We start from the raw sequence: 21707 nt of genomic DNA on the forward strand, positions 1-21707 counted from the left end.
CGCATTGGCGGATTACATGTCTACCCGGCGTACAACCTCCACATCACCCGAACAAGCCATGCAAATACCAGCGCGTGACGGCCTCGGGGTCGTTGCCGTCGCGTTCGCGGTACAACCAATAATGCGCGTGGTCCCTGCCCTCGGCCATGAAATAATCGCGCGTCTGCATCTCCGCCCACCAGCCGGCCTCGATCTTCTCGCCGGTCGACACGATCGTCAGCGGCGACCCATAGAACGGCCGGTGCTCGCGCATCAGCAAGGGAATCGGCTTGGCCAGCAGCCACGCCGGGCGCGGCAGGCTGGGCAGGTCCGGCGGCAACTGCGCGCGGGCGTCGGCCGGCCGTATCTTCTGCTGCACGCCGACCCAGGCGTTGGCGTGCTCGGGCCGGTAATCGGCGCGCGGCGCGGCCTGCAACACGTTCTCCGGCCCCAGCCGCGCGGTCAGCAACTCGAGCAGGCGCTGCCAGTCCTCCTTGCCGCCGCCCGGCTCGGGGAACAAGCAATCGCTCGGCGGCGTCATCGGCGTCACCCTGGGCGCCTCCAGGCACAGGCCGATCACCGGCGCCTCGAGCACCTGCTTGGCCAGCCGCTCCTTGAGCAGGCGCACCAGATGCTCGTCGCGCCAGGTCGGCTCGGCCAGCACCACCTCGATCGCGGTGGGCGCGCGCGCGACGCGGCCGCGCTCGTGCTCCAGCAACAACACGACGCGCTCGACGGCGAGCTGGCGCGCGCTGAGCCAGCCGGTCAGTTGCAGCAGCAGGCGGCGCGCGCCGGACAGCAGCGCCTCGGCGTTTTCGACGCGGTCGAACAACTCGAGCTTGGCGCGGAAGCTGGCCGGCGCCGCCAGCCACTGGTGCAATTCCGGCCGCTCGCCGTGGGCGTCGTCCAGCATGTCGAGCAAGGCGCGGCCGCAGCGCCGCTGCAGGCCCGGGCGCGGCAGCGCGCGCGCCTGGCCCAGGGTCAGGCAGCCGATCCCCTCGAACCAGTCCAGGTAGGGCCGCGCCGGCGGCAACAGCCCGACCGGCAGGCGGCGCAGGCGCCGCGTCAGCGCCGCCATCGTCAGCGCGCGCCCGGCGTTGGCGCGCGCCAGCAGCCAGGCGCCGCGCGCGGTCGGCGCGCAACTGAGCGCGGCGGTGAAGCCGAGCGCGCGCAGGCTGGCGGCGATGTCGCGGCACAGCGCGCGCACGCCGCCGAACAGGCGCAGGCTGGCGCCCACGTCGAGCAGCAAGGTGGCCTCCTCGGCCTGCGCCAGTTGCGGCGTGTAGCGCAGCAGCGCCAGCGCCACCGCCTGCAGCGCCTCGGCCTCCCGCTGCGGCGCGCGCTGCTGGAAGCGCGCCTGCGGCGCCAGCATCAGCGCGCCGCCGCGGCGCATGCCCGGCTCGACGCCGGCCGCGCGCGCCGCCTCCGACAGCGCCGCCACGCGCTCTTGCTCGAGCACGACGGTGCACAGATCCTCAGACCAGCGCGGGCAAAATACCTCGAGCGGGAGCCGTGGCAGGTGTAGGGCGATCCAGAGGCGCATGGCGTTGTAGCAAAGAAGGCGTTAAGGGTAAGAACAAGGGGGTGTCGCGCTGCGGCCCGCGGCGCTTGACGAAACCGATGTCGACGCCGCCGGCGGCCGCCGTCAGCGACAGGCGCAGCGGCGCCGGCGACGCCTCGCGCGCCGCCGCCAGCGGCCGCAGCAGGCAAAACAGGGTGTCCGCGCTTTGCGCGGCCAGGTGCAGCCGGCGCAGGGTTTCGCCGCGCGCGTGCTGCTGCCACAGCAGCAAGGCGCCGCAACAGCCGCTGCGCAGCACCTGCTCGGCCGCCCACAGGGCGTCGCCACTTTTGGCGCCGCCGCGGATCCAGATCAGCTGCGACGGCTCCAGCCCCAGCGCGGCCAGCGCCAGCGCCTGCGGCGCGTGCGGCGGCTGCGCCAGCACGATGGGACGCTTGCCCAGCCCGGCCAGCGCCGGACGCAACAAGCGCAACTCGCCGATGCCGTGTTGCTGCAGCAGCAACTCGACCAAGGTGCCCAGCGGCCAGCCGCCGCCCGGCAACTGCGCCGACAGCGCGGCGAAGCCGGTGTCGACGCAACGCGTGGCGCTGTGCGCCAGTTGCGAGGCGCGCCACAACGACGGGTGGACGGCTTCGGGCGCGGCAAGGACGGCGGCCTGGGCGGCTGTGACGGGTGTGGCGGGTGTGGCGAGGCGGTTCATGGTTTCACAAGCGCATTTTAGCTTAAACACTGTACAAATACACAGTACTATCTCGCTGCGCTTTTGGCAAGGCCCAATATGTTTGGCGCGCGGCATGCTGTAACATGGCGTCAAAGAAACAATCTTCGGGACATATTTTGCAAACAATACAACTGGTGGGCGCGGTCGTGTTCGGCCTGGCCCTGCTCCACACGTTCGCCGCAAAATCGTTCGAGGTGCTGTCGCACCGCTACCCGCGCCATGCCGGCCTGTTCCACTTGCTGGGCGAGGTCGAGGTGGTGTTCGGCTTCTGGGCGTTTGTGTTGATCGCCGCCATGGCCTTGCTCAACGGCGCCGGCGAGGCCATCGACTACGCCGAGACGCGCCACTACACCGAGCCGCTGTTCGTCTTCACCGTCATGGTGGTGGCGGCCTCCCGCCCGGTGCTCGACATCGTGCGGCGGGTGCTGCTGGCGCTCGCCCGGCTGCTGCCGGTGCGCACCGAACTGGCGCTGGCGTGGTTCGGCCTGGGGCTGGTGCCGCTGACCGGCTCGCTCATCACCGAGCCGGCCGCGATGACGCTGGCGGCGCTGATGCTGGCGCCGCTGGTGTTCCGCGACGGCATGCCCGAATGGCTCAAATACGGCGCGCTCGGCGTGCTGTTCGTCAACGTCTCGATCGGCGGCACCTTGACCGCGTACGCGGCGCCGCCGGTGCTGATGGTGGCCGCCACCTGGCAATGGGACACCCTGCATATGGCGAGCCACTTCGGCTGGAAGGCGGCGCTGGCCGTCGGCGTCAACGCCACCGTGGTCGGCTTCCTGCTGCGTCCGCACCTGCGGGCGCTGGCCGAGCGCGCGCCGGCCCCCGCGCAGGCCGGCGCCGCCGCCGGCGACATCGCGCTGCCGGTGCCGCTGGCGGTGACCCTGATCCATCTCGTCTTCCTGGCCGGCGTGGTCATGCTCAGCCACCATCCGGTGCTGTTCCTCGGCCTGTTCATGCTGTTCCTCGGCTTCACGTCGGCCTACCAGCGCTACCAGAACCCGTTGATCATCAAGGAGGGCTTGCTGGTGGGCTTCTTCCTGGCCGGCCTGGTGGTACTGGGCGGCATGCAGCAATGGTGGTTGCAGCCGATCGTCGCCAGCCTGTCGCCGGTGGCGCTGTTCTTCGGCGCGCTGGGGCTGACGGCGATCACCGACAACGCCGCGCTGACCTACCTCGGATCGCTCATCCAGGGCATCTCCGCCCAGTCGCAATACATGCTGATGGCCGGCGCCGTGGCCGGCGGCGGCCTGACGGTGATCGCCAACGCGCCCAATCCGGCCGGCGCGTCGCTGCTGCGCCGCGGCTTCAACGACGAATCGATCGGCGCCGTCGGCCTGCTGCTGGGCGCGCTGGCGCCGACCATCGTCGCGGCGGCCGCCTTCCTGCTGCTGTGAGCCGCAAGGTGGCGCATGACGCCACCTTGTTAAAAAATGATGCCAAATCACTAAAATCGTTCTAGTATTCAACTTCACGGGTGCAACCTTGTCACCTGACAAACTTTAGTGATGGGATCGATCATGAGAACGACGCACCTGGGCGGCATGTTGCTCGCCTTCGCCGCCTGCCTGCCGCCGGCGGCGGCCACCGACGCCGCCTTCGCCCAACCGCAACTGCGGGTCGACATCGGCGGGCGCAAGCTCAATCTGCACTGCGACGGCACCGGCCCGACCACGGTGCTGTTCGACAGCCAGGCCGGCGACGCCGGCTGGGCGTGGTTCAAGGTCCAACCCGAAGTGGCCAAGCACACCCGCGCATGCACGTTCGACCGCGCCGGCTACGGCTTCAGCGACCCGGCCGGCCGGCCCAACACGTCGCAAAACGTGGTCGAGGACTTGCACAAGGGCCTGGCGGCGGCCGGCATCAAACCGCCTTACCTCTTGGTGGGCAACTCGTTCGGCGGGGCCAACGTCCAGGTCTACGCCTATCGCTACCCGGACGAGGTCAAAGGACTGCTGCTGATCGAACCGCAGACCGAGGACGAGACCGCCCGTGCGGACCGCGCCTCCGGCGGCTTCATCAAGCAAGTCTACGCGATGGTGGCGCAACACAACCAGCAGTGTCTGAAGGAAGCGGCCAAAGGCTTCAAGGCCGGCGGCAAGGGCATGGCCGAGTGCATCGGCGATCCGGCGGACTTTTACGGCCCGGCGCTCGGTCCGCGCGTGCTGGCGGCGATGAAGAAGAGTTCGTACTGGCGCACGGTGGTGAACGAATACCGGGGCTTCGACGCCAGCGACGCGCAGCTGCGCGCGTTGCGCAAGCCGTTCGGCGATCTGCCGCTGCTGGTGCTCACGCGCGGCGTCAGTCCGTACGCGAACCCGGACCAGCCGCAAAGCGCGGCGAACAAGGCGATGGAAGACGAGAACGAAAAGATCCACCAAGAGCTGGCGGCGCTGTCGACCCAGGGCGCGCAACGGGTGGTGCCGGGCGCCCCGCACAACATCCAAAGCGCGCAGCCGGACGCCGTGACGGCGGCCGTGCTGGAGATGCTCAAGCGGATCGACTAGGGAACGGCGTCAGAACGGCGGATCCTGGCGCTTGCGGCGGCGCGCCACCAGGCCGACGCAGGCCAGGCCGGCCAGCATCATCGCATAGGTATCGGTTTCCGGCACGGCGGTGATGGTCACCTGGTGCAGGAAGGCGCCGCGGTTGTCGCCGCCGAGGTTGTGGAAGCTGACGTTATAGACGCCGGTGGTGGTCGGCATGAAGGTCATCGTCTTGGTGGTGATGGGATCGGACTGGCCGATCTTGAAGGTCTGGTGGGTGCTGCCGAACGTGACCTCGACCGTGTCCGTGCCCCAGTTGCGCTGGTTGCCGGCGATATCAAAGCTCAACGTATAGAGGCCCCAGGCGCCGGCGGTGAAGGTATTGCTCAACACGCCCGCGCGCAGCGTCGAGCCGTCGAGGTCGACGTAATGGCCGTGGCCCGGCATCTCGTTGTGCACGAAACCGGTGCCGTCGACGTCGACGGTGCCGTTGCTCACGGTCCAGCCGTGGACGAACTGGGTGGCGTTGTTGGTCGTCTTATCCGCATCGAAATTATCCGAGAAAACAGTGATGGCGGCGTGGGCGGAAACGGTGGCGCCGAGCAAGGCGGCAGCGGCGGCGAAATTGCGAATAGACATTGGCATCCTTATGGTTTTTAACAACATGACAATATGAGCGCGGTGGCGACCACAGAATCATTGTACCGAAAGGAAACTATTATTTCAATAAAATAACTAAAATGAACCCAAAACAACTTTTTGTGTTGTTTTCATCGTTTTGTTAGACGCGGTGGTGGCGGGCGAAAAACTCCATCATCATCTTGCTGGCGTCCGGGCCGGCCTTGGCGTTGTAGGCCAGCGCTTCGTCGCCGCCGCTCCACGCGTGATCCAGTTGCTCGATGCGGGCCACCCGCAGCAGCAGCTTGCGGCCGGCGTAGAAATCGTGGATGCGGTGGGCGTTGTGGCGCCCGCCCCGCCCCTGCGCCCGCTGCGTGATCTTCGGCTCGGCCACCGCGCCGAGGCCGTTCAGCGCCATGCTTTGTCTCGCCAGCTGGGCTTGATTGATGGGGCGCACCACGCTGTCGCCCTCGCCCTGGATCAGGATCGTCGGCATGCCGGGGAAATGCGGCTGGCGCGCCATCACCTCCCGCACCGCCATGTCGGCGCGCACGCCGCCGCCGTGCTGCATGACGCCCAACGCGCCCATCGTGCTGTGGCCGGCGCCGTAGACGGGGCCCGAATGCATGCCGACGGCGGCGAACAATCGCGGGTGGTTGAGCGCGACGATGTTGGCCATGCCGGCCCCCGCCGAAATGCCGGCGATGTAGACGCGCGAGCGGTCGATCCCGTACTCGGTCATGACCTTGTGGATCATGCCGACGATGACCGGCACGTCGCCGCCGCCCTCCTGCGTGGCGCGGTCGTACCACTTCCAGCAGCGCTGCGCGTGCGAGCTGACCGGTTGCTGCGGATAGAGCACCGCGCAGCCCATCCGCTCGGCCCAATGGTTCATCCGCGTGCCCTGCGCGAACTGGGTGGCGGTCTGCTGGCAGCCGTGCAGCATGACCACCAGCGGCAAGCCCTTGCGCGCCGCCTGCTCGGTTATCTGATTGGGAAGGTAGAGCCAGTAGCTCATGCGCTGCGCCGGCTTGCCGACCCCGGCCGGCACCGGGTAGTGCGACGCCAGCCATTTGCCGGGCGCCGGTGGGACGTGGGACGCGGGCGGGGCGGGTTTGGCGGCGCGGGCCGCACGTTGCACCCCGGCGCCCGGGATCGCCCGGGTCGCGGGTTTCGGGGTCGGACCCCGTACGGGGTCCGCCCCCTTTTTGGCGGCGGGTTTGGCCACCTTGGCCACCTTGGCCGCCGGCGCCCGCTTGCGCTTGGGCGCGGGCGGCGTGGCGGCCTTGAACAGCGCCGTCATCAGCTTGTTGACGGATTTACTCTGTCGTGTGCCGGTACGAACCAGACTACGCAGCAAACCAGCGGCACTCTTCATTGGATAGACCTCCTGTTGCCATAAAGTCTACCCCGAAACGCCCTTCCGCCTGCGTTCGCCAACGCGCTTAACGCAACATCGGCGCCATCGGCGGCATCAGCGCAACATCGATTCCCACACTTTTTGCAGCCGCTTGGCCGACACCGGCATCGGCGTGCGCAGCTCCTGGGCGAACAGCGACACGCGCAACTCCTCCAGCATCCAGCGGAACTCGACCATCTTCGGATCGGTGTTCTTGCCGGCCGATTTGTCCTTGTTGACGCGCTGGTAAGGCGCCGCCGCCGTCTGCCATTCGGCCATCAGCTTGGCGTCGCGCGCGGGGTCGCCGCGCAGCTTTTCGATGCGCACGTTGATCGCCTTCAGATAGCGCGGGAAGTGCGCCAGCTGGCTGTAGTCGTTGTCGGACAGGAAGCGCTTGTTGACCAGCGCCTGCAACTGGCTTTGCATGTCGGCCGCCGCCGCCGCCGGCAGCCCCTGCAGCCGCTTGGGCAGCCCGTGGAACTCGGTCAGCACCTGCGACAGCAGCCGTGCGATCTCGTTCACCAGCAGCACCAGGCGCGACTTGCCCTCGTCCTTGCGCTTGGCGAAACCGGCGGCGTCGACCGGCAACGGATCTTGCAGGCAGGCGATGTCGAGCGCCTTGTTGATGATCTGTTCGCGCAGTTCCTCCTGCGTGCCCATGCTCATGAACTGCATGCCCATCTGCTGCAGGCCGGGGATGCCCTTTTCAATGAACTTGATCTGGTCCTTCATCTGCAGCGCGAACAGCCGGCGCAGGCCGATCCGGTGCGTGCGCGCCGCCACCGTCGGGTCGTCGAACACCTCCAGGTCGCAGTGCGTGCCCTTGTCGACCAGCGCCGGGAAGCCGATCAGGGTCAGCTTGCCCTGGACGATCTCGAGCAGCTCCGGCAGCTCGCCGAAGGTCCAACTGGTCAGGCCCGTCAAGGTGATGCCGCTGGTGGCGCTGGCCGCTTCCTTGGGCGCGCCGCCCTTGCCGGACGCCGACACCGCCCCGGCGTTGCCGCCGGCGGAGCGCGACGGCGCCGCCGATGCCGACGGCGCGGCGCCCCCGGTGCCCAGCGCGCGCAAGGTCACCCCTTGCGTGCCCGAGGTCTCGGCCATCTTCTGGAAGCTCTCGCGCGCCTGCGCGCCGAATTCGGCCTGCAGCGTGGCCAGGTTGCGGCCCATCTCCAACTGGCGACCGTGTTCGTCGATCACCTTGAAGTTCATGAAGTGGTGGGCCGGCAGCGTCTCCGGCTTGAAGTCGGTGCTCAGCACCGAGATGGTGATTTGCGAGCGGATGTCGGCGATGATCGCGTCGATCAAATCGCCCCGGCCGAAGGTGCCCGCCTCGTGGACCCGCTCGCAGAACTTGGCCGCGTAGTCGGGCAGCGGCACGCAATGGCGGCGCAGCTTTTGCGGCAAGGACTTGAGCAGCAGGTGCACCTTCTCCTTCAGCATGCCCGGCACCAGCCACTCGCAGCGCTCGCGCGGCAGCTGGTTGAGCGCGAACAGCGGCACGGCCATCGTCACGCCGTCACGCACGCTGCCCGGTTCGAAGTGGTAGGTCAGCGCCATTTCCAGCCCCGTCACCGACATCGTCTTCGGGAACAGGTCGGTGGTGACGCCGGCCGCCTCGTGGCGCATCAATTCGTCGCGGTTCAGGTACAGCAGCTTCGGCTCGGCCGCCGTGGCGTCCTTGTGCCACTTCTCGAAACCGGCGCCGTTGACCACGTCGGCCGGGATCAGCTTGTCGTAGAAGGCGGCGATCAGCTCATCGTCGACCAGCACGTCGAGGCGGCGCGACTTGTGCTCGAGGTTCTCGATCTCCTTGATCAACTTGTGGTTGTGGGCGAAGAACGGCGCGCGGGTGTCGTAATCGCCGCCGACCAGCGCGTCGCGGATGAAGATCTCGCGCGCCTCGGCCGGGTTGTGCAGCGCGTAGTTGATGCGGCGCTGGCTGTACACCACCAGCCCGTACAGGGTGGCGCGCTCGGACGCGCTGACCTGCGCCGTGCGTTTTTCCCAGCGCGGCTCGCCCCACGATTTTTTCAGCAGGTGGCCGCCGACCTTCTCCAGCCATTCCGGCTCGATGCGGGCGACGCAGCGCGCGTACAGGCGCGTGGTGTCGACCAGTTCGGCCGCCATGATCCACTTGCCCGGCTTTTTCAGCAGCGAGGAACCGGGCCAGATGTTGAACTTGATGCCGCGCGCGCCCAGGTAGCCGGCGCCCGGCTCGTCCTCGCTCTTGAAGCCGATGTTGCCCAGCAGGCCGGTCAGCAGCGCCAGGTGCAGGTTCTCGTAGGTGGCCGGCGTCTCGTTGACGCGCCAGCCCTGCTCCTTGACGATGGTCAGCAGCTGCGAGTGCACGTCGCGCCACTCGCGCAGGCGCAGTTGCGACAGGAAGTTGGTGCGGCAGTTGTCCATCAGCTGGCGGTTGGTCTTCTTATGCTCGATGGCGTTCTCGAACCACTGCCAGATCTTGATGTAACTGAGGAATTCGGAGCGCTCGTCGGCGAACTTCTTGTGCGCCTCGTCGGCCGCCTGCTGGTGCTCCATCGGGCGGTCGCGCGGGTCCTGCACCGACAAGGCCGAGGCGATGATCAGCACCTCGTTCAGGCAGACGTTGTCCAGCGCGGCGAGGATCATGCGGCCCACGCGCGGGTCCAGCGGCAGCTTGGCCAGCTTGTTGCCCAGGGGCGTGAGCTGGTTGTATTCGTCGACCGCGCCCAGTTCCTGCAGCAGCTGGTAGCCGTCGGCGATGGCGCGCGCCAGCGGCGGCTCGATGAACGGGAAGGTCTCGACGTCGGTCAGGTGCAGGGACTTCATGCGCAGGATGACGGCGGCCAGCGACGAGCGCAGGATCTCCGGTTCCGTGAACTTGGGCCGCTGCAGGAAGTCCTGCTCCTCGTACAAGCGGATGCAGACGCCGTCGGCGACGCGGCCGCAGCGGCCGGCGCGCTGGTTGGCGGCCGATTGCGCGATCGGCTCGATCTGCAGCTGCTCGACCTTGTTGCGGTAGCTGTAGCGCTTGACGCGCGCCAGGCCGGCGTCGACCACGTAGCGGATGCCGGGCACCGTCAGCGAGGTTTCGGCGACGTTGGTGGCCAGCACGATGCGGCGCGCGTTGGTCAGCTTGAACACGCGCTCCTGCTCCTCGGCCGACAGGCGGGCGAACAGCGGCAGGATCTCCACGTGCGGCGGATGGTGCTTGCGCAGCGCCTCGGCGGCGTCGCGGATCTCGCGCTCGCCGGGCAGGAACACCAGCACGTCGCCCGAGCCCAGGCGGCTCAGTTCATCGACGCCGTCGATCACCGCGTCCATCAGGTCGCGCTTTTCGCGGGCGGCGGCGGTGCGCTGGCCCTTGCCCTCGGCGTTGGCGATGGCCGCCGCGTTGCCCACCCGCTGGACGTCGCTCTCGATCGGCCGGTAGCGCACCTCCACTTTATACAGGCGGCCGGAGACCTCGATCACCGGCGCCGGTTTCTCCGGCGTGCCGAAGTGGCGCGAAAAGCGCTCGGCGTCGATGGTGGCCGAGGTGATGATCACCTTCAGGTCCGGGCGGCGCGGTAGCAGCTGTTTCAGGTAGCCGAGCAGGAAGTCGATGTTCAGGCTGCGCTCGTGGGCCTCGTCGATGATGATGGTGTCGTAGGTCTTGAGCAGCGGGTCGGTCTGGGTCTCGGCCAGCAGGATACCGTCGGTCATCAGCTTGACCGAGGCGCCCTTCATCAGGGTGTCGGCGAAGCGCACCTTGAAGCCGACCGTCTCGCCCAGCGGCGTGCCCAGCTCCTGGGCGATGCGCTTGGCGGTGGACGAGGCGGCGATGCGGCGCGGCTGCGTGTGGCCGATCAGGCCCTTTTGGCCGCGTCCCAGCTCCAGGCAGATTTTCGGCAGCTGGGTGGTCTTGCCGGAGCCGGTTTCGCCCGAGACGATGATCACCTGGTGCTTTTGCAGCGCCTCGGCGATCTCGTGGCGGCGGCCGGAGACCGGCAGGTCCTCGGGGAAGGTAATCGGCGGCAGCGGGTTGCGGAACGCCCGCTCGGCCTCGCGCGCGGCCTGCTCCTCGGGTGTCAGACGCGGCTTGGGCTCGCGGCGCGGCTGGGCGCGCGAACCGCCCTCGCCGTCCGGGCGCGGCGCGCGGGCCTGCTGCGGACGCCCGCCCTGCCCCGGCTGGGTGCTCTGGCGAGCCTCTCCCTGCGGACGTGGCTGGCCCTGCCCCTGCCGGCCGCCGGGCGCTGGCGGCGTGCGGGACGGGGCGTTTTGCGGGCTGCGGGGCTTGCCAGAGGGGCTGGACGGGCGGTTGGCGGCGGTTTTCGGTTTATTGCTGGCTTCTGACATTGTTTTTTACAAGATTGGAGCGCGGAACTCGCGCACCGAATTATAATGCGGCTAATGGAAAACCCTACCCAATTCGTCCAATGGCTGCGTTCCGTCGCGCCGTACATCCACGCCTTCCGCGGCAAGACCTTCGTCGTCGCCTTCCCCGGTGAACTGGTCAGCGCCGGCGCGCTGCAGGTGCTGGCCCACGACCTGTCGCTGCTGCACGCGCTCGACATCAACGTCACCGTCGTCTACGGCTCGCGCCCGCAGGTGGCCGAGCAACTGGCGCTGCGCAACGTCGAGGGCCGCTTCCACAACGGCGTGCGCATCACCGACACGGCCGCCATGGAGTGCGCAAAGGAGGCCGCCGGCGAGCTGCGCCTCGACATCGAGGCCGCCTTCAGCCAGGGCTTGCCCAACACGCCGATGTCGAACGCGGCGATCCGTATCATTTCCGGCAACTTCATCACGGCCCGCCCGCTCGGCGTCATCGACGGCGTCGACCTCGAGCTGACCGGCGTCACCCGCAAGGTCGACGCCGAGACGATCCACTCGATCCTCGGCTCCGACGGCCTGGTGCTGCTGTCGCCGCTGGGCTTCTCGCCCACCGGCGAGGCGTTCAACCTGACGATGGAGGATGTCGCCTGCAGCGCCGCCATCGCGCTGCACGCCGACAAGCTGGTGTTCATCACCGAGACCGACATGATGGTCGACGCCGCCGGCGTCGAGATCCGCGAGCTGTCGTCGCACCAGGCCGAGGCCGTGCTGCAAGCCGGCTTCCTGCCCGACGCCACCGCGTTCTACCTGAAACACTGCGTCAAGGCCTGCGACAACGGCGTCGAACGCTCGCACATCGTGCCGTTCGCGATGGACGGCTCGGCGCTGCTCGAGCTGTTCACCCACGACGGCGTGGGCACCATGATCTCGCACGAGAACCTCGAATCGCTGCGCAAGGCCACCATCGAGGACGTCGGCGGCATCATCAAGCTGATCGAGCCGCTCGAGGCAGACGGCACGCTGGTCAAGCGCGGGCGCGAGCTGATCGAGCGCGAGATCGACTATTTCTCCGTCATCGAGCACGACGGCGTGATCTTCGGCTGCGCCGCGCTGTATCCGTTCCCGGAGCAGAAAATGGCCGAAATGGCATGCCTGACCGTCAACCCCGAGGTGCAGGCCCAGGGCGACGGCGAGCGCATTTTGAAGCACATGGAGAACCGCGCGCGCGCCATCGGCGTGACCAAGCTGTTCGTGCTGACCACGCGCACGTCGCACTGGTTCCAGAAGCGCGGCTTCGTGCCGACCACGGTCGACGCGCTGCCCAAGGACCGCCAGCGCATGTATAACTGGCAGCGCAAATCCCAGGTCCTGATTAAATCTTTATAATCACCGTTTTATCGACAGTTTTAGGAGCAACAGATGGCCCGCACCGTGCAATGCGTCAAACTCAACAAAGAAGCCGAAGGACTGGACTTCCCGCCGTATCCGGGCGAGCTGGGTAAGAAGATTTATGAGTCGGTGTCGAAGGAGGCGTGGGCCGCGTGGCTCAAGCACCAGACCATGCTGGTCAACGAGAACCGCCTGAACCTGGCCGACCAGCGCGCGCGCAAGTATCTGGCGCAGCAGATGGAAAAGCACTTCTTCGGCGACGGCGCCGACGCCGCCATGGGTTACGTGCCGCCGACCGAGTAAGCGTCAGCCCCCCAGATGCACCGTGGCCCGCGGCGGCCGCGGGTGTGGGGTCGTACCCCCCGGGGGACTCGGCGTCCCCGTACGACCCCGGTTTGGCCGGGGGTTTGTCTTTAAAACGTCAGCGTCTTCACGCCTTCCGCCGTGCCCAGCAGGCACACATCGGCGCCGCGCGCGGCAAACAAGCCCACCGCGATCACGCCCACGATCTGGTTGATCTTGGCCTCCAGCGCCACCGGATCGGTGATCGACAAGCCGGCCACATCAATCAACATGCCGCCGTTATCGGTGATGAACGCCTCGTCCGTGCCCGGCTTGAGGCGCAGCTTCGGCTGGCCGCCCAGCTTGGCCAGCTCGCGCGTGACGGCCGCGCGCGCCATCGGCAGCACCTCCACCGGCAGCGGGAACTTGCCCATCACGTCGACCAGCTTGGAGCCGTCGGCGATGCACACAAACCGTTTCGACACCGACGCCACGATCTTCTCGCGCGTGAGCGCCGCGCCGCCGCCCTTGATCATGGCGCCGGCCTGGGTGATCTCGTCGGCGCCGTCGATGTAGACGGCGATCTCGGCCACGTCGTTCAGGTCGAACACGGCGATGCCGTGGCCGCGCAGGCGGGCCGCGGTGGCCTCCGACGACGCCACCGCGCCCTGGATGCTGTCCTTGATCTTGGCCAGTTCATCGATGAAGAAATTGGCGGTCGAGCCGGTGCCGACGCCGATGATCTCGTTCTTCACCACGTAATCGATGGCGGCGCGCGCCACCGCTTGCTTCAGTTCGTCTTGGGTCATGATGTTGCCGTTTCTATCAAAAGGACCGCCATTTTAACGGATCGCCCCCGGACGACGGCGAATTCCGCTAAAAATTGCGTAGAGACAACATCGATCGCGCCGCGGTGTCGCACACTTGCACAAGCGCGGCCGGCACGCCACGAAGCGCGCCAGCGGCGCCGCCGATTGTGCGAGAATGAAGCCAGCAGATCCCATCCAACGTCCGTCCGGGGAGTTTCATGCCGCAAGCCAAAACCGTGTTGATCGTCGACGATAGCCGCGTCTCGCGCCTGATGGCGCGCCAATACATCATCAGCCTGCACGCCGACTGGATCGTCGAGGAGGCCGGCACCGGCGAGGAATCGCTGGTCAAGTCGCGCCACGTGCGGCCCGACCTGATCCTGATGGACGTCAACATGCCCGGCATGGGCGGCATCGCCGCCGCCGAGCAGCTGCGGCGCGAATTCCCCGACTTGCCGATCTCGCTGCTGACGGCCAACGTGCAGTCGGCCACGCGCGAGAAGGCCGAGGCGCTGGGCATCGGCTTCGTCGAAAAACCGATCACCGAGGCGCGCATCGCCCGCCTGCTCTCGCCGCTCGAGGCGCCGCGCCCATGATCGAGCTCACCGAACTGGAAAACGACGCCCTGATCGAGATCTTCAACATCGGCGTCGGCCAGGCGGCCGCCTCGATGAGCGCCATCGTCAACGAACCGGTGCGCATGTCGGTGCCGTCGATCACCTTCATCAACCGCGCCGACGCCGCCCGCCTGCTGGGCCACCGGGTGGCCGAACCGGAGCGCATCTGCGGCGTGAGCCAGCATTACCAGGGCGCCTTCGAGACCGAGGCGATCCTGATGTTCCCGGAGGATAAAAGCCTCGAGATCGTGCGCCTGATGGTCGGCGAGAGCGTGCCGCTGGCCGAGTTGACCGACATGGAGCAGGAGGCCCTGTGCGAGATCGGCAACATCATCCTCAACTCGTGCGTCGGCACGCTGGCCAACATCTTCCAGCGCGAGCTGCACGGTTCGCTGCCCGAATACCACGTGGGCACCAGCGACCAGATCCTGACCGCCTCCGGCAGCGAGCCCGAGGCCGTGGTGCTGATGCTGCACATCGACTTCGTGCTCGAGAAGCACCAGATCCAGGGCTATGTCGCCTTCGTGCTCGACCTGTCGGCGCTGCACGACCTCAAGGCGCAGATCAACCAGTACATCGCGCGCGCGATGGGCCAGGCGTGACCCCGTGAACGCCATGGACAGCAAGCTGCCCGATGGAGTCGACCGGCACCGGCTCAACCTGCTGCGCGCGGTGCTCGGCGCGGTCAACCTGGGCGCCGTCGTGCTCGACGCCGACGGCCGCGTGGTGCTGTGGAACGCGTGGATGGGCAGGTATTCGGGCCTGGCGCCGGAGCGCGTGGTCGGCGCCGACTTCTTCGCCGCCTGCCCCGAGCTGCGCGGCGGCCGGGTCGACGCCGCCATCGGGCAGGCGCTGCGCGACAACTTCTCGTCGGTGCTGTCGCAAAGCCTGAACAAGGCGCCGTTCGCGCTGCACGCCAACGCGGCGGCGGCCGCGCGCGGCGAGCGGCTGCAACAGGCGGTGGAGGTGACGCCGATCGCCGTCGACGGCGCGGCGCGCCACTGCCTGATCCAGATCAGCGACGTCAGCGTCGCCGTCGGGCGCGAGAAGCTGCTGCGCGAGCAAGCCATGGTGCTGCGCTCGCAAACCTTCGCCGACGGCCTGACCGGCATCGCCAACCGCCGCCATTTCGACGTCGCGCTGGAAAAGGAACACCGCCGCGCCAAGCGGGCCGGCACCGCGCTGTCGCTGCTGATGATCGACATCGACCATTTCAAGGCCTACAACGACCACTACGGCCACCAGAAGGGCGACCAGTGCCTGATCGCGGTGGCCGCCGGGCTGGCCGGCATGCTCAAGCGCCCGTGCGACCTGATGGCGCGCTACGGCGGCGAGGAGTTCGCCGTCATCCTGCCGGAGCTCGACATCGGCCAGGCCGGCCGGATCGCGGAGACCTTGCGCGCGCGCGTGCGGGAGCTGGCCATTCCGCACGAGCGCAGCGGCGGCGCCGAGCCCTACGTCACGGTCAGCATCGGCGTCACGTCGCAGCGGGTGGAAGCGCCGGCCGACGCCGCGGCACTGATCGGCGCGGCCGACCGCGCGCTCTACCAGGCCAAGCACCAGGGCCGCAACCGCAGCGCCGCGCAAGAGCCATAAGCAAGCGCGCCAAGGATCCACGTAGGGCGGATTAGCGGGCAATGCCCGCCAATCCGCCCCGGGGGCACATCGATGGCACGGCCTACCTGCCGGTAGGCCTAGAGAGGCGGAACGCCGTAATCCGCCAAGCGCCGCCAACAGCATCACATCCAAATACGATAAATCCAATACCGCTCATCGCCCGACGCCAGCGCGCGCGCCAGCTCCACCGGCGTATGACCGGTAACCTCGCGCGCCTCGCGGCAGAAATGCGCCTGGTCCGAATAACCGCCGCGCGCGGCCACGTCCGACCACACCACGGTGCCGGCCAAATAAGCGTCGCGCGCATCGAAAAACGACTGCTCCGCGCGCTGACGGCGCAGCAGCACGCGCAGCGGCTGGCCGGCGCGCGCCTTGATGCGCCGCTCGATGGTGCGCGCGCCGCGCGCCAGCGTGCTACCGGCGGCCTGCCAGGCCAGATGGCGCACCCAATCGCGCGCCATATCGGCCACGCCGGCCGGCCGCGTGGCCTGCCACAGCGGTTGCAAGAACGCCTCCAGCACCGCCAGGCGCGCCTCGTCGTCGGCGGCGGCCAGCACCGCGTCGGCCAGTTCGGCCCAGCGCGGGCCGAGCGCCTGCTCCACCGAGGCGTAGCGGTCGACCCAGGCGGCGACGTCGATCGCGCTGAGCGCGTGCAGCGCCTGCGGATAGAACAAGACCATGAACAACCGTACCGGGCCGGGGTTATAGGTCAGCATGGGCCGCGTTTGCGGACCGCAAAACACCGCGCGGGTCGGCTCTATGACCGGCTCCGCCGGCACCACCAGCTCTGCCTCGCCTTCGATATAAAAACTGATGGAGCACAGCGGCGTGGCGGGAAAATGGTTGAAACGGTCGTCGGCGTCCGCCAGCGGTGCCTCCACCGTGCTGCGAGTGACATAGGCGCGCACGCACGAGGCCAGCGCGAGCGGCGGCGCGATCAGGCGGGTCGGAGCGGGGACGGTGTTGGACATCGCCCAAGTTTATACTCAAAGCGCGGCGGCCGCGCGGCGATGTCGCAAACGTTCAATACGCGGCCGCGGCGCCGGGGCATAGTGGGGTATCGTTAGTGTGCGAAGATCGGAGAACGCCATGATGGAGAATACCTTGCAACTTGCCACGCGCGGGATCGACGAGCTGCCCGGCCCGGCCCCATGGCCGCTGCTCGGCAACCTGCCGCAGGTCAGGCCGCTGCGCATCCACCAGGATGTCGAAGCCTGGAGCCGCCAATACGGCCCGCTGTTCAAGATCCGCTTCGGCCGCACCGACATCGTGGTGCTGGCCAGCCATGAGCTGGTCGGCGCGGCGCTGCGCGACCGCCCCGAGGGCTTTCGCCGGCCCGCGATCACCAGCGACGTGGGCGAGGAGATGGGCGGGCGTCCCGGCGTGTTCGTGGCCGAGGGCGCGGCCTGGCGCGAGCAGCGCCGCATGGTGATGGCGGCGCTGTCGCCGCACGCGGTCAAGGCCTACTTCCCGGCGCTGGTGGGGGTGACCTTGCGCCTGCGCGAACACTGGCGGCGCGCCGCCGCCGGCGGCCACGCGATCGACCTGACCGAAGACCTGAAACGCTTCAGCGTCGACGTGATCGCCGGGCTGGCGTTCGGCACCGACGTCAACACCATCGACGGCGGCGAGGACGTCATCCAGCGCCACTTGGACATCATCCTGCCGGCGGTGGCGCGCCGCACGATCGCGTTGTTCCCGTACTGGCGCTACGTGCGCCTGCCGCAAGACCGGCGGCTCGACGCCAGCGTGGCCGCGCTCAACGGCTCGATCGACGCGCTCATCGCGTCGGCGCGCGCGCGGCTGGCCGCCGAGCCGGCGCGGCGCGAGCGTCCCGCCCATTTGCTCGAGGCGATGATCTGCGCGGCCGACCAGGACGGCAACGGCATCGACGACCGCATCATCGCCGGCAACGTCATGACGATGCTGCTGGCCGGCGAGGACACCACCAGCCACACGCTGGCGTGGATGCTGCACCTGCTGTGGCAAAACCCGGAAGCGCTGCGCAAGGCGCGCGACGAGGTGGCGCGGGTGGCGCCCGACCCGGCGGCGTTCACGATCGGGCAGATGGACGGCCTCGATTACCTGGACGCCTGCGCGCAGGAGGCGATGCGGCTCAAGCCGGTGGCGCCGTTCATACCGCTGGAAGCCTTGCGCGACAGCGTGATCGGCGACGTGCGCATCCCCAAGGGCGGCTTGGTCTGGTGCGTGATGCGCAACGACAGCGTCGACGAGGCGCACGTGGCGCGCGCCGGCGACTTCGAGCCGGAACGCTGGCTGCGCGGCGGCGACGGCGCGGTCGGCAAGCACCTGTCGATGCCGTTCGGCGCCGGCGTGCGCACCTGCCCGGGGCGCTATCTGGCGCTGCTGGAGATCAAACTGGCCAGCGCCATGCTGCTGAGCAGCTTCGACCTGCTGTCGATCGACACCGCCGACGGCGCGGAACCGCAGGAGTTGATGGGGTTTACCATGTCGCCGGTGGGATTACGCATGCGGCTCGGGCGGATCAATACACTCTAACCATCTTCAACATACCATTCCATGACTAACCAAAGCGCATGGAGGTACAGATGGGAAATTTTGCGGATCACGTTTTTTTGCGCGTAGAATCGTCCTATGCGCACCGTCGCTGAAACCAAGGTTTTCCGCCGGTACGCCGCCGAAATTTGGAGCGAAGAGGAATTGATGGAATTCATTTCCTGGATCGCAGAGAATCCGACAGCGGGGGATCTGATAACCGGAAGCGGCGGTTGTCGCAAGGTACGCTGGCCAGCGAAAGGCCAGGGCAAACGCGGCGGCGCGAGGGTTATTTATTTTTGTGCTTCCAACGAAATTATTTGGCTGCTGATTGCCTATACCAAAGCCAAGTTGGATACCTTGCCGGCGGCCTTTTTGTCGGAGCTGCGGAAAGGAATTGAAGATGTCCTCTGAAAAAGATCAGTTTCAACGAGACCTACTGGAATCGGTCAAACAAATGCGCGCCGGAGACGCCGCGCGGGTCACAGTCATCGATACGCCATCGGCAACGATGGAAATCTCCTTGCAACTGCCAAAGGCGGTGATCGACCGCTGGAAAGCAACGGGGCCAGACTGGCAAATCCGGATGGCGGAAGTTTTAAGCAATGCTTCCGTCTAGAGATGTCACAGCCAAAGGACGCGTCAGAGCACCCGGGTGACGGTGTTGTTGCGTGGCGTCGCGTCCTCGTGAAACAGGTCGAACAGGTATTCGCATAGTTCGTCGTCGGCGACATCGTCCGGGACGATGAAGTCCGCCGGGCGGCGCTTGCCCTCGGCGCCGAGGTCAAAAGCGCGCCGCGCGCCGGCCTCGCCATGGATCGCCACCAGCCGCCCGAATACGTTGAAACGCAGTTCCTTCATGCCTTCGCTCCCTTTCCGTTTTTCTTAGTATAGTCCGCGCTACGCCTTCCGGTGCGCGGCGAAGCCGATTAGGCCGGGCGCCACGTCGTCGCGCAAAGTCAGCTGCGGGATGTCGTAGGCGCCACCGTTCTGCGGACGGAAGGCGATCGGCGCGGCCGTCTCCAGCGTGTCGAGGCGCCGCCCCAGCTCCTCGCTGATCGTCTCGAAGCGCGCCTGGTCGACCCGGCTGGTGCGGTAGACCACGAACGGCGGCAGCACCTCGAAGCCAGGATAGTACAAAATGCCATGCTGGATCGGGAACAGGATGTCGTCGATCGGCCCGTTGATGCCGCGCGCGCTGTAGTGGGACTCCCATCCGCCGGTGGTCACGATCAGCATCGCGCGCTTGCCGGCCAAATTGCCCTCGCCGTAGCGGTTGCCCCAGCGCCGGTCCGAGTGCTCGCCCACGCCATAGGCGAAACCGTGGGCGTAGACGCGTTCGACCCAGCCCTTCAGAATCGCCGGCATCGAGAACCACCACATCGGAAACTGCAGGATCACGGTATCGGCCCACATCAGCTTTTCCTGTTCGAGGGCGATGTCCGCGCTCTGGCGGCCGCCTTCGAAGGCGCGCTTGGAATCGAGCGACGCGTCGAAACGGCCGGTGGCCGCGCCGTCAAGGCTGTCGGCGGCGTCGAGCGCCGGCTTCCAGTTCATCGCATACAGATCGGAGACCCGCACCGTGTGGCCGGCCGCCTGCAGACGCTCGACGGCGAAGGTTTTGATGGAGCCGTTCAGGGACAGCGGCTCGGGATGGGCGTAGACGAGAAGGACTTTCATGACTAACTCCTGGATGGAAAGCACTCAGCGTAGGCCTCCATCAGCTATATTGGAAATGAATTCCCAACATAGCAGGTATTACCCAGGATAATTGCGATGGATAATTTACGGCGGCTCGACCTCAACCTGCTGGTGACGCTCGACGTGCTGCTGTCGGAGCACAACGTCACTCGCGCGGCGCGCAAACTGAACTTCTCCCAGCCCTCGGTCAGCGTGCATCTGGCCAAACTGCGCGACATCTTCGGCGACCCGCTGCTGCTGCCCGGGCCGCGCGGCATGAAGCCGACCGCCAGGGCCGAGGCGCTGCGCGAACCTTTGCGGCAGGCGCTGGAAGCGCTCGGCCGCGCGGTATCGCCGTCGCATCCGTTCGAGCCATCCAAGGCGGATCAAACCTGGCGGATCGCCGCGACCGACTACGGCGAATCGACGATCCTGCTGCCGGCGCTGGCCGGCCTGCGCGCGGCGGCGCCGGGCACCCGGCTGGCGGTGGTGGAGATGATCCCGGCGCGCATCGCGAAGCAGGCGGAGCTAGGCGAGATCGACCTCGCCTTCCACACCAGCGAAGGCTCGCCGTCCGGAATGCGGCGACGCACGCTGTTCGCCGAGCGTTACGTGCTGGCGGGCCGCGCCGGGCATCCGCGCCTGGGGCGCAGGCCGACGCTCAAGCAGTTCTGCGCGCTGGAGCACGTGCTGATATCGCCCGACGGCGGCGGCTTCCACGGTGTCACCGACACGGCGCTGGCGCGCGTGGGGCTGGCGCGCCGGGTGACGCTATCGGTGCCGCACTTCCTGTTCATGGTATCGGTCCTGCACAGCACGGACCTGGTGGCGATGCTGCCGGCGCGCCTGGTGCGCGGCAATCCCGCGCTCAAAGCGGTCGAACCGCCGGTGGAGGTGCCCGGCTACGAAATGGCGATGCTGTGGAATGAACGCTCGCACCGCGACCCCGCACACCAATGGCTGCGGGAGCAGATCCAGAAATCGGTGCTGGAAGACGGGGTCAGGTCCACCATTTCTACACGAACGAGGCTGTAGGAGGCGCTGATGCGCGCGTTACAGCTCAGCCCGTGTAGAAATGGTGGACCTGACCCCGGAGTGTAGGGCGGATTAGGCGGAACGCCGCAATCGGCCATGCATCCGCTTAACCTCGCGGCTAGCGCAGGCCGCTGGCGGCTTTGGCCAGGTCGGTGATGCGGCCCCAGTCGCCGGCGGCGATGGCGTCCTTCGGCGTGAGCCACGAGCCGCCCACGCAGGCGACGTTTTTCAGCGCCAGGAATTGCGACGCCGTCTCCTGCGAAATGCCGCCGGTCGGGCAGAACATGACGTCCGGCAGCGGGCCGTTGATGGCGCTGAGCATGCCGATGCCGCCCGCCGGCACCGCCGGGAACAGCTTCAGTTGGCGGAAGCCCTGCTCGCGCGCGGCCATCACTTCCGACGGCGTCATCACGCCCGGCAGCAGCGGCAGGCCGCTGCTCTTGGCGGCGGCGATCAGCGCGGCCGTCAAGCCAGGCGAGACGCCGAACACCGCGCCGGCGTCGCGCGCGGCGGCGAATTCCTCCGGCTGCGTCAACGTGCCGACGCCGACGATCGCGCCTTCCACCTCCGACATGGCGCGGATCGCGCCCAGTCCGTGCTTGGTGCGCAGCGTGACTTCCAGCACGCGGATGCCGCCGGCCACCAGCGCCTTCGCCAGCGGAACCGCATGTTCAGGTTCGTCAATCGCGATCACCGGGATCACGGCCGAGGTACGCATAATGTCGAGCAGGGTCATAGCTGAA

Annotated in this window: 21 protein-coding genes; 11 read left to right on the forward strand and 10 right to left on the reverse strand. The window is 67.6% G+C overall.

What is annotated here, in order from left to right; genetic code table 11:
• Positions 1-43 precede the first annotated feature (43 nt).
• Positions 44-1522, reverse strand: a complete 1479-nt coding sequence (locus JOD97_RS11620) for a DNA polymerase Y family protein (RefSeq protein WP_209716813.1) — start codon at positions 1520-1522, stop codon at positions 44-46.
• A complete protein-coding gene (imuA, locus tag JOD97_RS11625) occupies positions 1455-2198 on the reverse strand; it encodes a translesion DNA synthesis-associated protein ImuA (RefSeq protein WP_209716817.1) in 744 nt (247 codons plus the stop codon). The genes JOD97_RS11620 and imuA overlap by 68 nt, the downstream gene beginning before the upstream one ends.
• Before the next feature lie 137 nt (positions 2199-2335).
• On the opposite strand from imuA, the gene JOD97_RS11630 reads away from it, so the two are divergent.
• Positions 2336-3616 (forward strand): putative Na+/H+ antiporter, encoded by a 1281-nt coding sequence (locus tag JOD97_RS11630; RefSeq protein ID WP_209716820.1) that lies wholly within the window; start codon positions 2336-2338, stop codon positions 3614-3616.
• Positions 3617-3739: 123 nt separating this feature from the next.
• A complete protein-coding gene (locus tag JOD97_RS11635; RefSeq protein ID WP_209716822.1) occupies positions 3740-4726 on the forward strand; it encodes an alpha/beta fold hydrolase in 987 nt (328 codons plus the stop codon).
• A gap of 9 nt (positions 4727-4735) precedes the next feature.
• Here the strand turns inward: JOD97_RS11635 and JOD97_RS11640 are convergent, their stop codons facing one another.
• The 3 genes from JOD97_RS11640 to hrpA all read right to left on the reverse strand — a co-directional run bounded on the left by JOD97_RS11640 (position 4736) and on the right by hrpA (position 11039).
• Positions 4736-5344, reverse strand: a complete 609-nt coding sequence (locus JOD97_RS11640; protein WP_209716825.1) for a pyruvate-binding protein — start codon at positions 5342-5344, stop codon at positions 4736-4738.
• A 142-nt stretch (positions 5345-5486) separates the two neighbouring features.
• Positions 5487-6701 carry a PHB depolymerase family esterase gene (locus JOD97_RS11645; RefSeq protein WP_209716828.1) on the reverse strand — a complete coding sequence of 405 codons (1215 nt, stop codon included), beginning with the start codon at positions 6699-6701 and terminating at the stop codon, positions 5487-5489.
• A 96-nt stretch (positions 6702-6797) separates the two neighbouring features.
• Positions 6798-11039: an ATP-dependent RNA helicase HrpA gene (gene hrpA, locus JOD97_RS11650; RefSeq protein ID WP_209716831.1), complete on the reverse strand. Its 4242-nt coding sequence runs from the start codon at positions 11037-11039 to the stop codon at positions 6798-6800.
• Between the two features lie 54 nt (positions 11040-11093).
• On the opposite strand from hrpA, the gene argA reads away from it, so the two are divergent.
• Both argA and JOD97_RS11660 read left to right on the forward strand, forming a co-directional pair.
• The gene (gene argA / locus JOD97_RS11655) at positions 11094-12404 is read left to right on the forward strand and encodes an amino-acid N-acetyltransferase (protein ID WP_209716834.1); all 1311 of its coding nucleotides are present in this window, start codon (positions 11094-11096) and stop codon (positions 12402-12404) included.
• 33 nt (positions 12405-12437) lie between these two features.
• The gene (locus JOD97_RS11660) at positions 12438-12710 is read left to right on the forward strand and encodes an oxidative damage protection protein (protein ID WP_090315007.1); all 273 of its coding nucleotides are present in this window, start codon (positions 12438-12440) and stop codon (positions 12708-12710) included.
• A 110-nt stretch (positions 12711-12820) separates the two neighbouring features.
• On the opposite strand, the gene rpiA is transcribed toward JOD97_RS11660, so the two are convergent.
• Positions 12821-13498: a ribose-5-phosphate isomerase RpiA gene (gene rpiA, locus JOD97_RS11665; protein WP_209716836.1), complete on the reverse strand. Its 678-nt coding sequence runs from the start codon at positions 13496-13498 to the stop codon at positions 12821-12823.
• A gap of 218 nt (positions 13499-13716) precedes the next feature.
• Between rpiA and JOD97_RS11670 the strand changes: the two genes are divergently transcribed.
• From JOD97_RS11670 to JOD97_RS11680, 3 genes are read left to right on the forward strand one after another with little or no spacing between them, the layout of a single operon-like run.
• Positions 13717-14094, forward strand: coding sequence for a response regulator (locus JOD97_RS11670; RefSeq protein WP_209716839.1), 378 nt, complete (start codon positions 13717-13719; stop codon positions 14092-14094).
• Positions 14091-14717, forward strand: a complete 627-nt coding sequence (locus tag JOD97_RS11675) for a chemotaxis protein CheC (RefSeq protein ID WP_209716842.1) — start codon at positions 14091-14093, stop codon at positions 14715-14717. The genes JOD97_RS11670 and JOD97_RS11675 overlap by 4 nt, the downstream gene beginning before the upstream one ends.
• Positions 14718-14730: 13 nt before the next feature.
• Positions 14731-15711 carry a sensor domain-containing diguanylate cyclase gene (locus tag JOD97_RS11680; protein WP_209717515.1) on the forward strand — a complete coding sequence of 327 codons (981 nt, stop codon included), beginning with the start codon at positions 14731-14733 and terminating at the stop codon, positions 15709-15711.
• A gap of 143 nt (positions 15712-15854) precedes the next feature.
• Here JOD97_RS11680 and JOD97_RS11685 read toward each other — a convergent pair whose 3' ends face one another.
• Positions 15855-16703: a helix-turn-helix domain-containing protein gene (locus JOD97_RS11685; protein ID WP_209716845.1), complete on the reverse strand. Its 849-nt coding sequence runs from the start codon at positions 16701-16703 to the stop codon at positions 15855-15857.
• A gap of 118 nt (positions 16704-16821) precedes the next feature.
• Here JOD97_RS11685 and JOD97_RS11690 point away from each other — a divergent pair, with 118 nt between their 5' ends.
• The 3 genes from JOD97_RS11690 to JOD97_RS11700 all read left to right on the forward strand — a co-directional run bounded on the left by JOD97_RS11690 (position 16822) and on the right by JOD97_RS11700 (position 18868).
• The gene (locus JOD97_RS11690) at positions 16822-18252 is read left to right on the forward strand and encodes a cytochrome P450 (protein WP_308937230.1); all 1431 of its coding nucleotides are present in this window, start codon (positions 16822-16824) and stop codon (positions 18250-18252) included.
• A gap of 96 nt (positions 18253-18348) precedes the next feature.
• Positions 18349-18663, forward strand: a complete 315-nt coding sequence (locus JOD97_RS11695) for a type II toxin-antitoxin system RelE/ParE family toxin (protein ID WP_209716848.1) — start codon at positions 18349-18351, stop codon at positions 18661-18663.
• Entirely contained in the window at positions 18653-18868 is a 216-nt protein-coding gene (locus JOD97_RS11700) for a BrnA antitoxin family protein (RefSeq protein WP_209716851.1), read from the forward strand. Before JOD97_RS11695 ends, JOD97_RS11700 begins: the two co-directional genes overlap by 11 nt.
• A 23-nt stretch (positions 18869-18891) precedes the next feature.
• Here JOD97_RS11700 and JOD97_RS11705 read toward each other — a convergent pair whose 3' ends face one another.
• Both JOD97_RS11705 and JOD97_RS11710 read right to left on the reverse strand, forming a co-directional pair.
• A complete protein-coding gene (locus tag JOD97_RS11705) occupies positions 18892-19110 on the reverse strand; it encodes a hypothetical protein (RefSeq protein WP_209716854.1) in 219 nt (72 codons plus the stop codon).
• 39 nt (positions 19111-19149) lie between these two features.
• Positions 19150-19929, reverse strand: a complete 780-nt coding sequence (locus JOD97_RS11710) for an NAD(P)H-dependent oxidoreductase (RefSeq protein WP_209716857.1) — start codon at positions 19927-19929, stop codon at positions 19150-19152.
• A 96-nt stretch (positions 19930-20025) separates the two neighbouring features.
• Between JOD97_RS11710 and JOD97_RS11715 the strand changes: the two genes are divergently transcribed.
• Positions 20026-20964, forward strand: coding sequence for a LysR family transcriptional regulator (locus JOD97_RS11715; RefSeq protein WP_209716860.1), 939 nt, complete (start codon positions 20026-20028; stop codon positions 20962-20964).
• A 118-nt stretch (positions 20965-21082) separates the two neighbouring features.
• On the opposite strand, the gene eda is transcribed toward JOD97_RS11715, so the two are convergent.
• Complete coding sequence (eda, locus tag JOD97_RS11720) at positions 21083-21700, reverse strand: bifunctional 4-hydroxy-2-oxoglutarate aldolase/2-dehydro-3-deoxy-phosphogluconate aldolase (RefSeq protein ID WP_209717521.1); 618 nt, start codon at positions 21698-21700, stop codon at positions 21083-21085.
• Positions 21701-21707: the final 7 nt, after the last annotated feature.

Source organism: Duganella sp. 1411 (assembly GCF_017833525.1).
GTDB lineage: Bacteria > Pseudomonadota > Gammaproteobacteria > Burkholderiales > Burkholderiaceae_D > Rugamonas.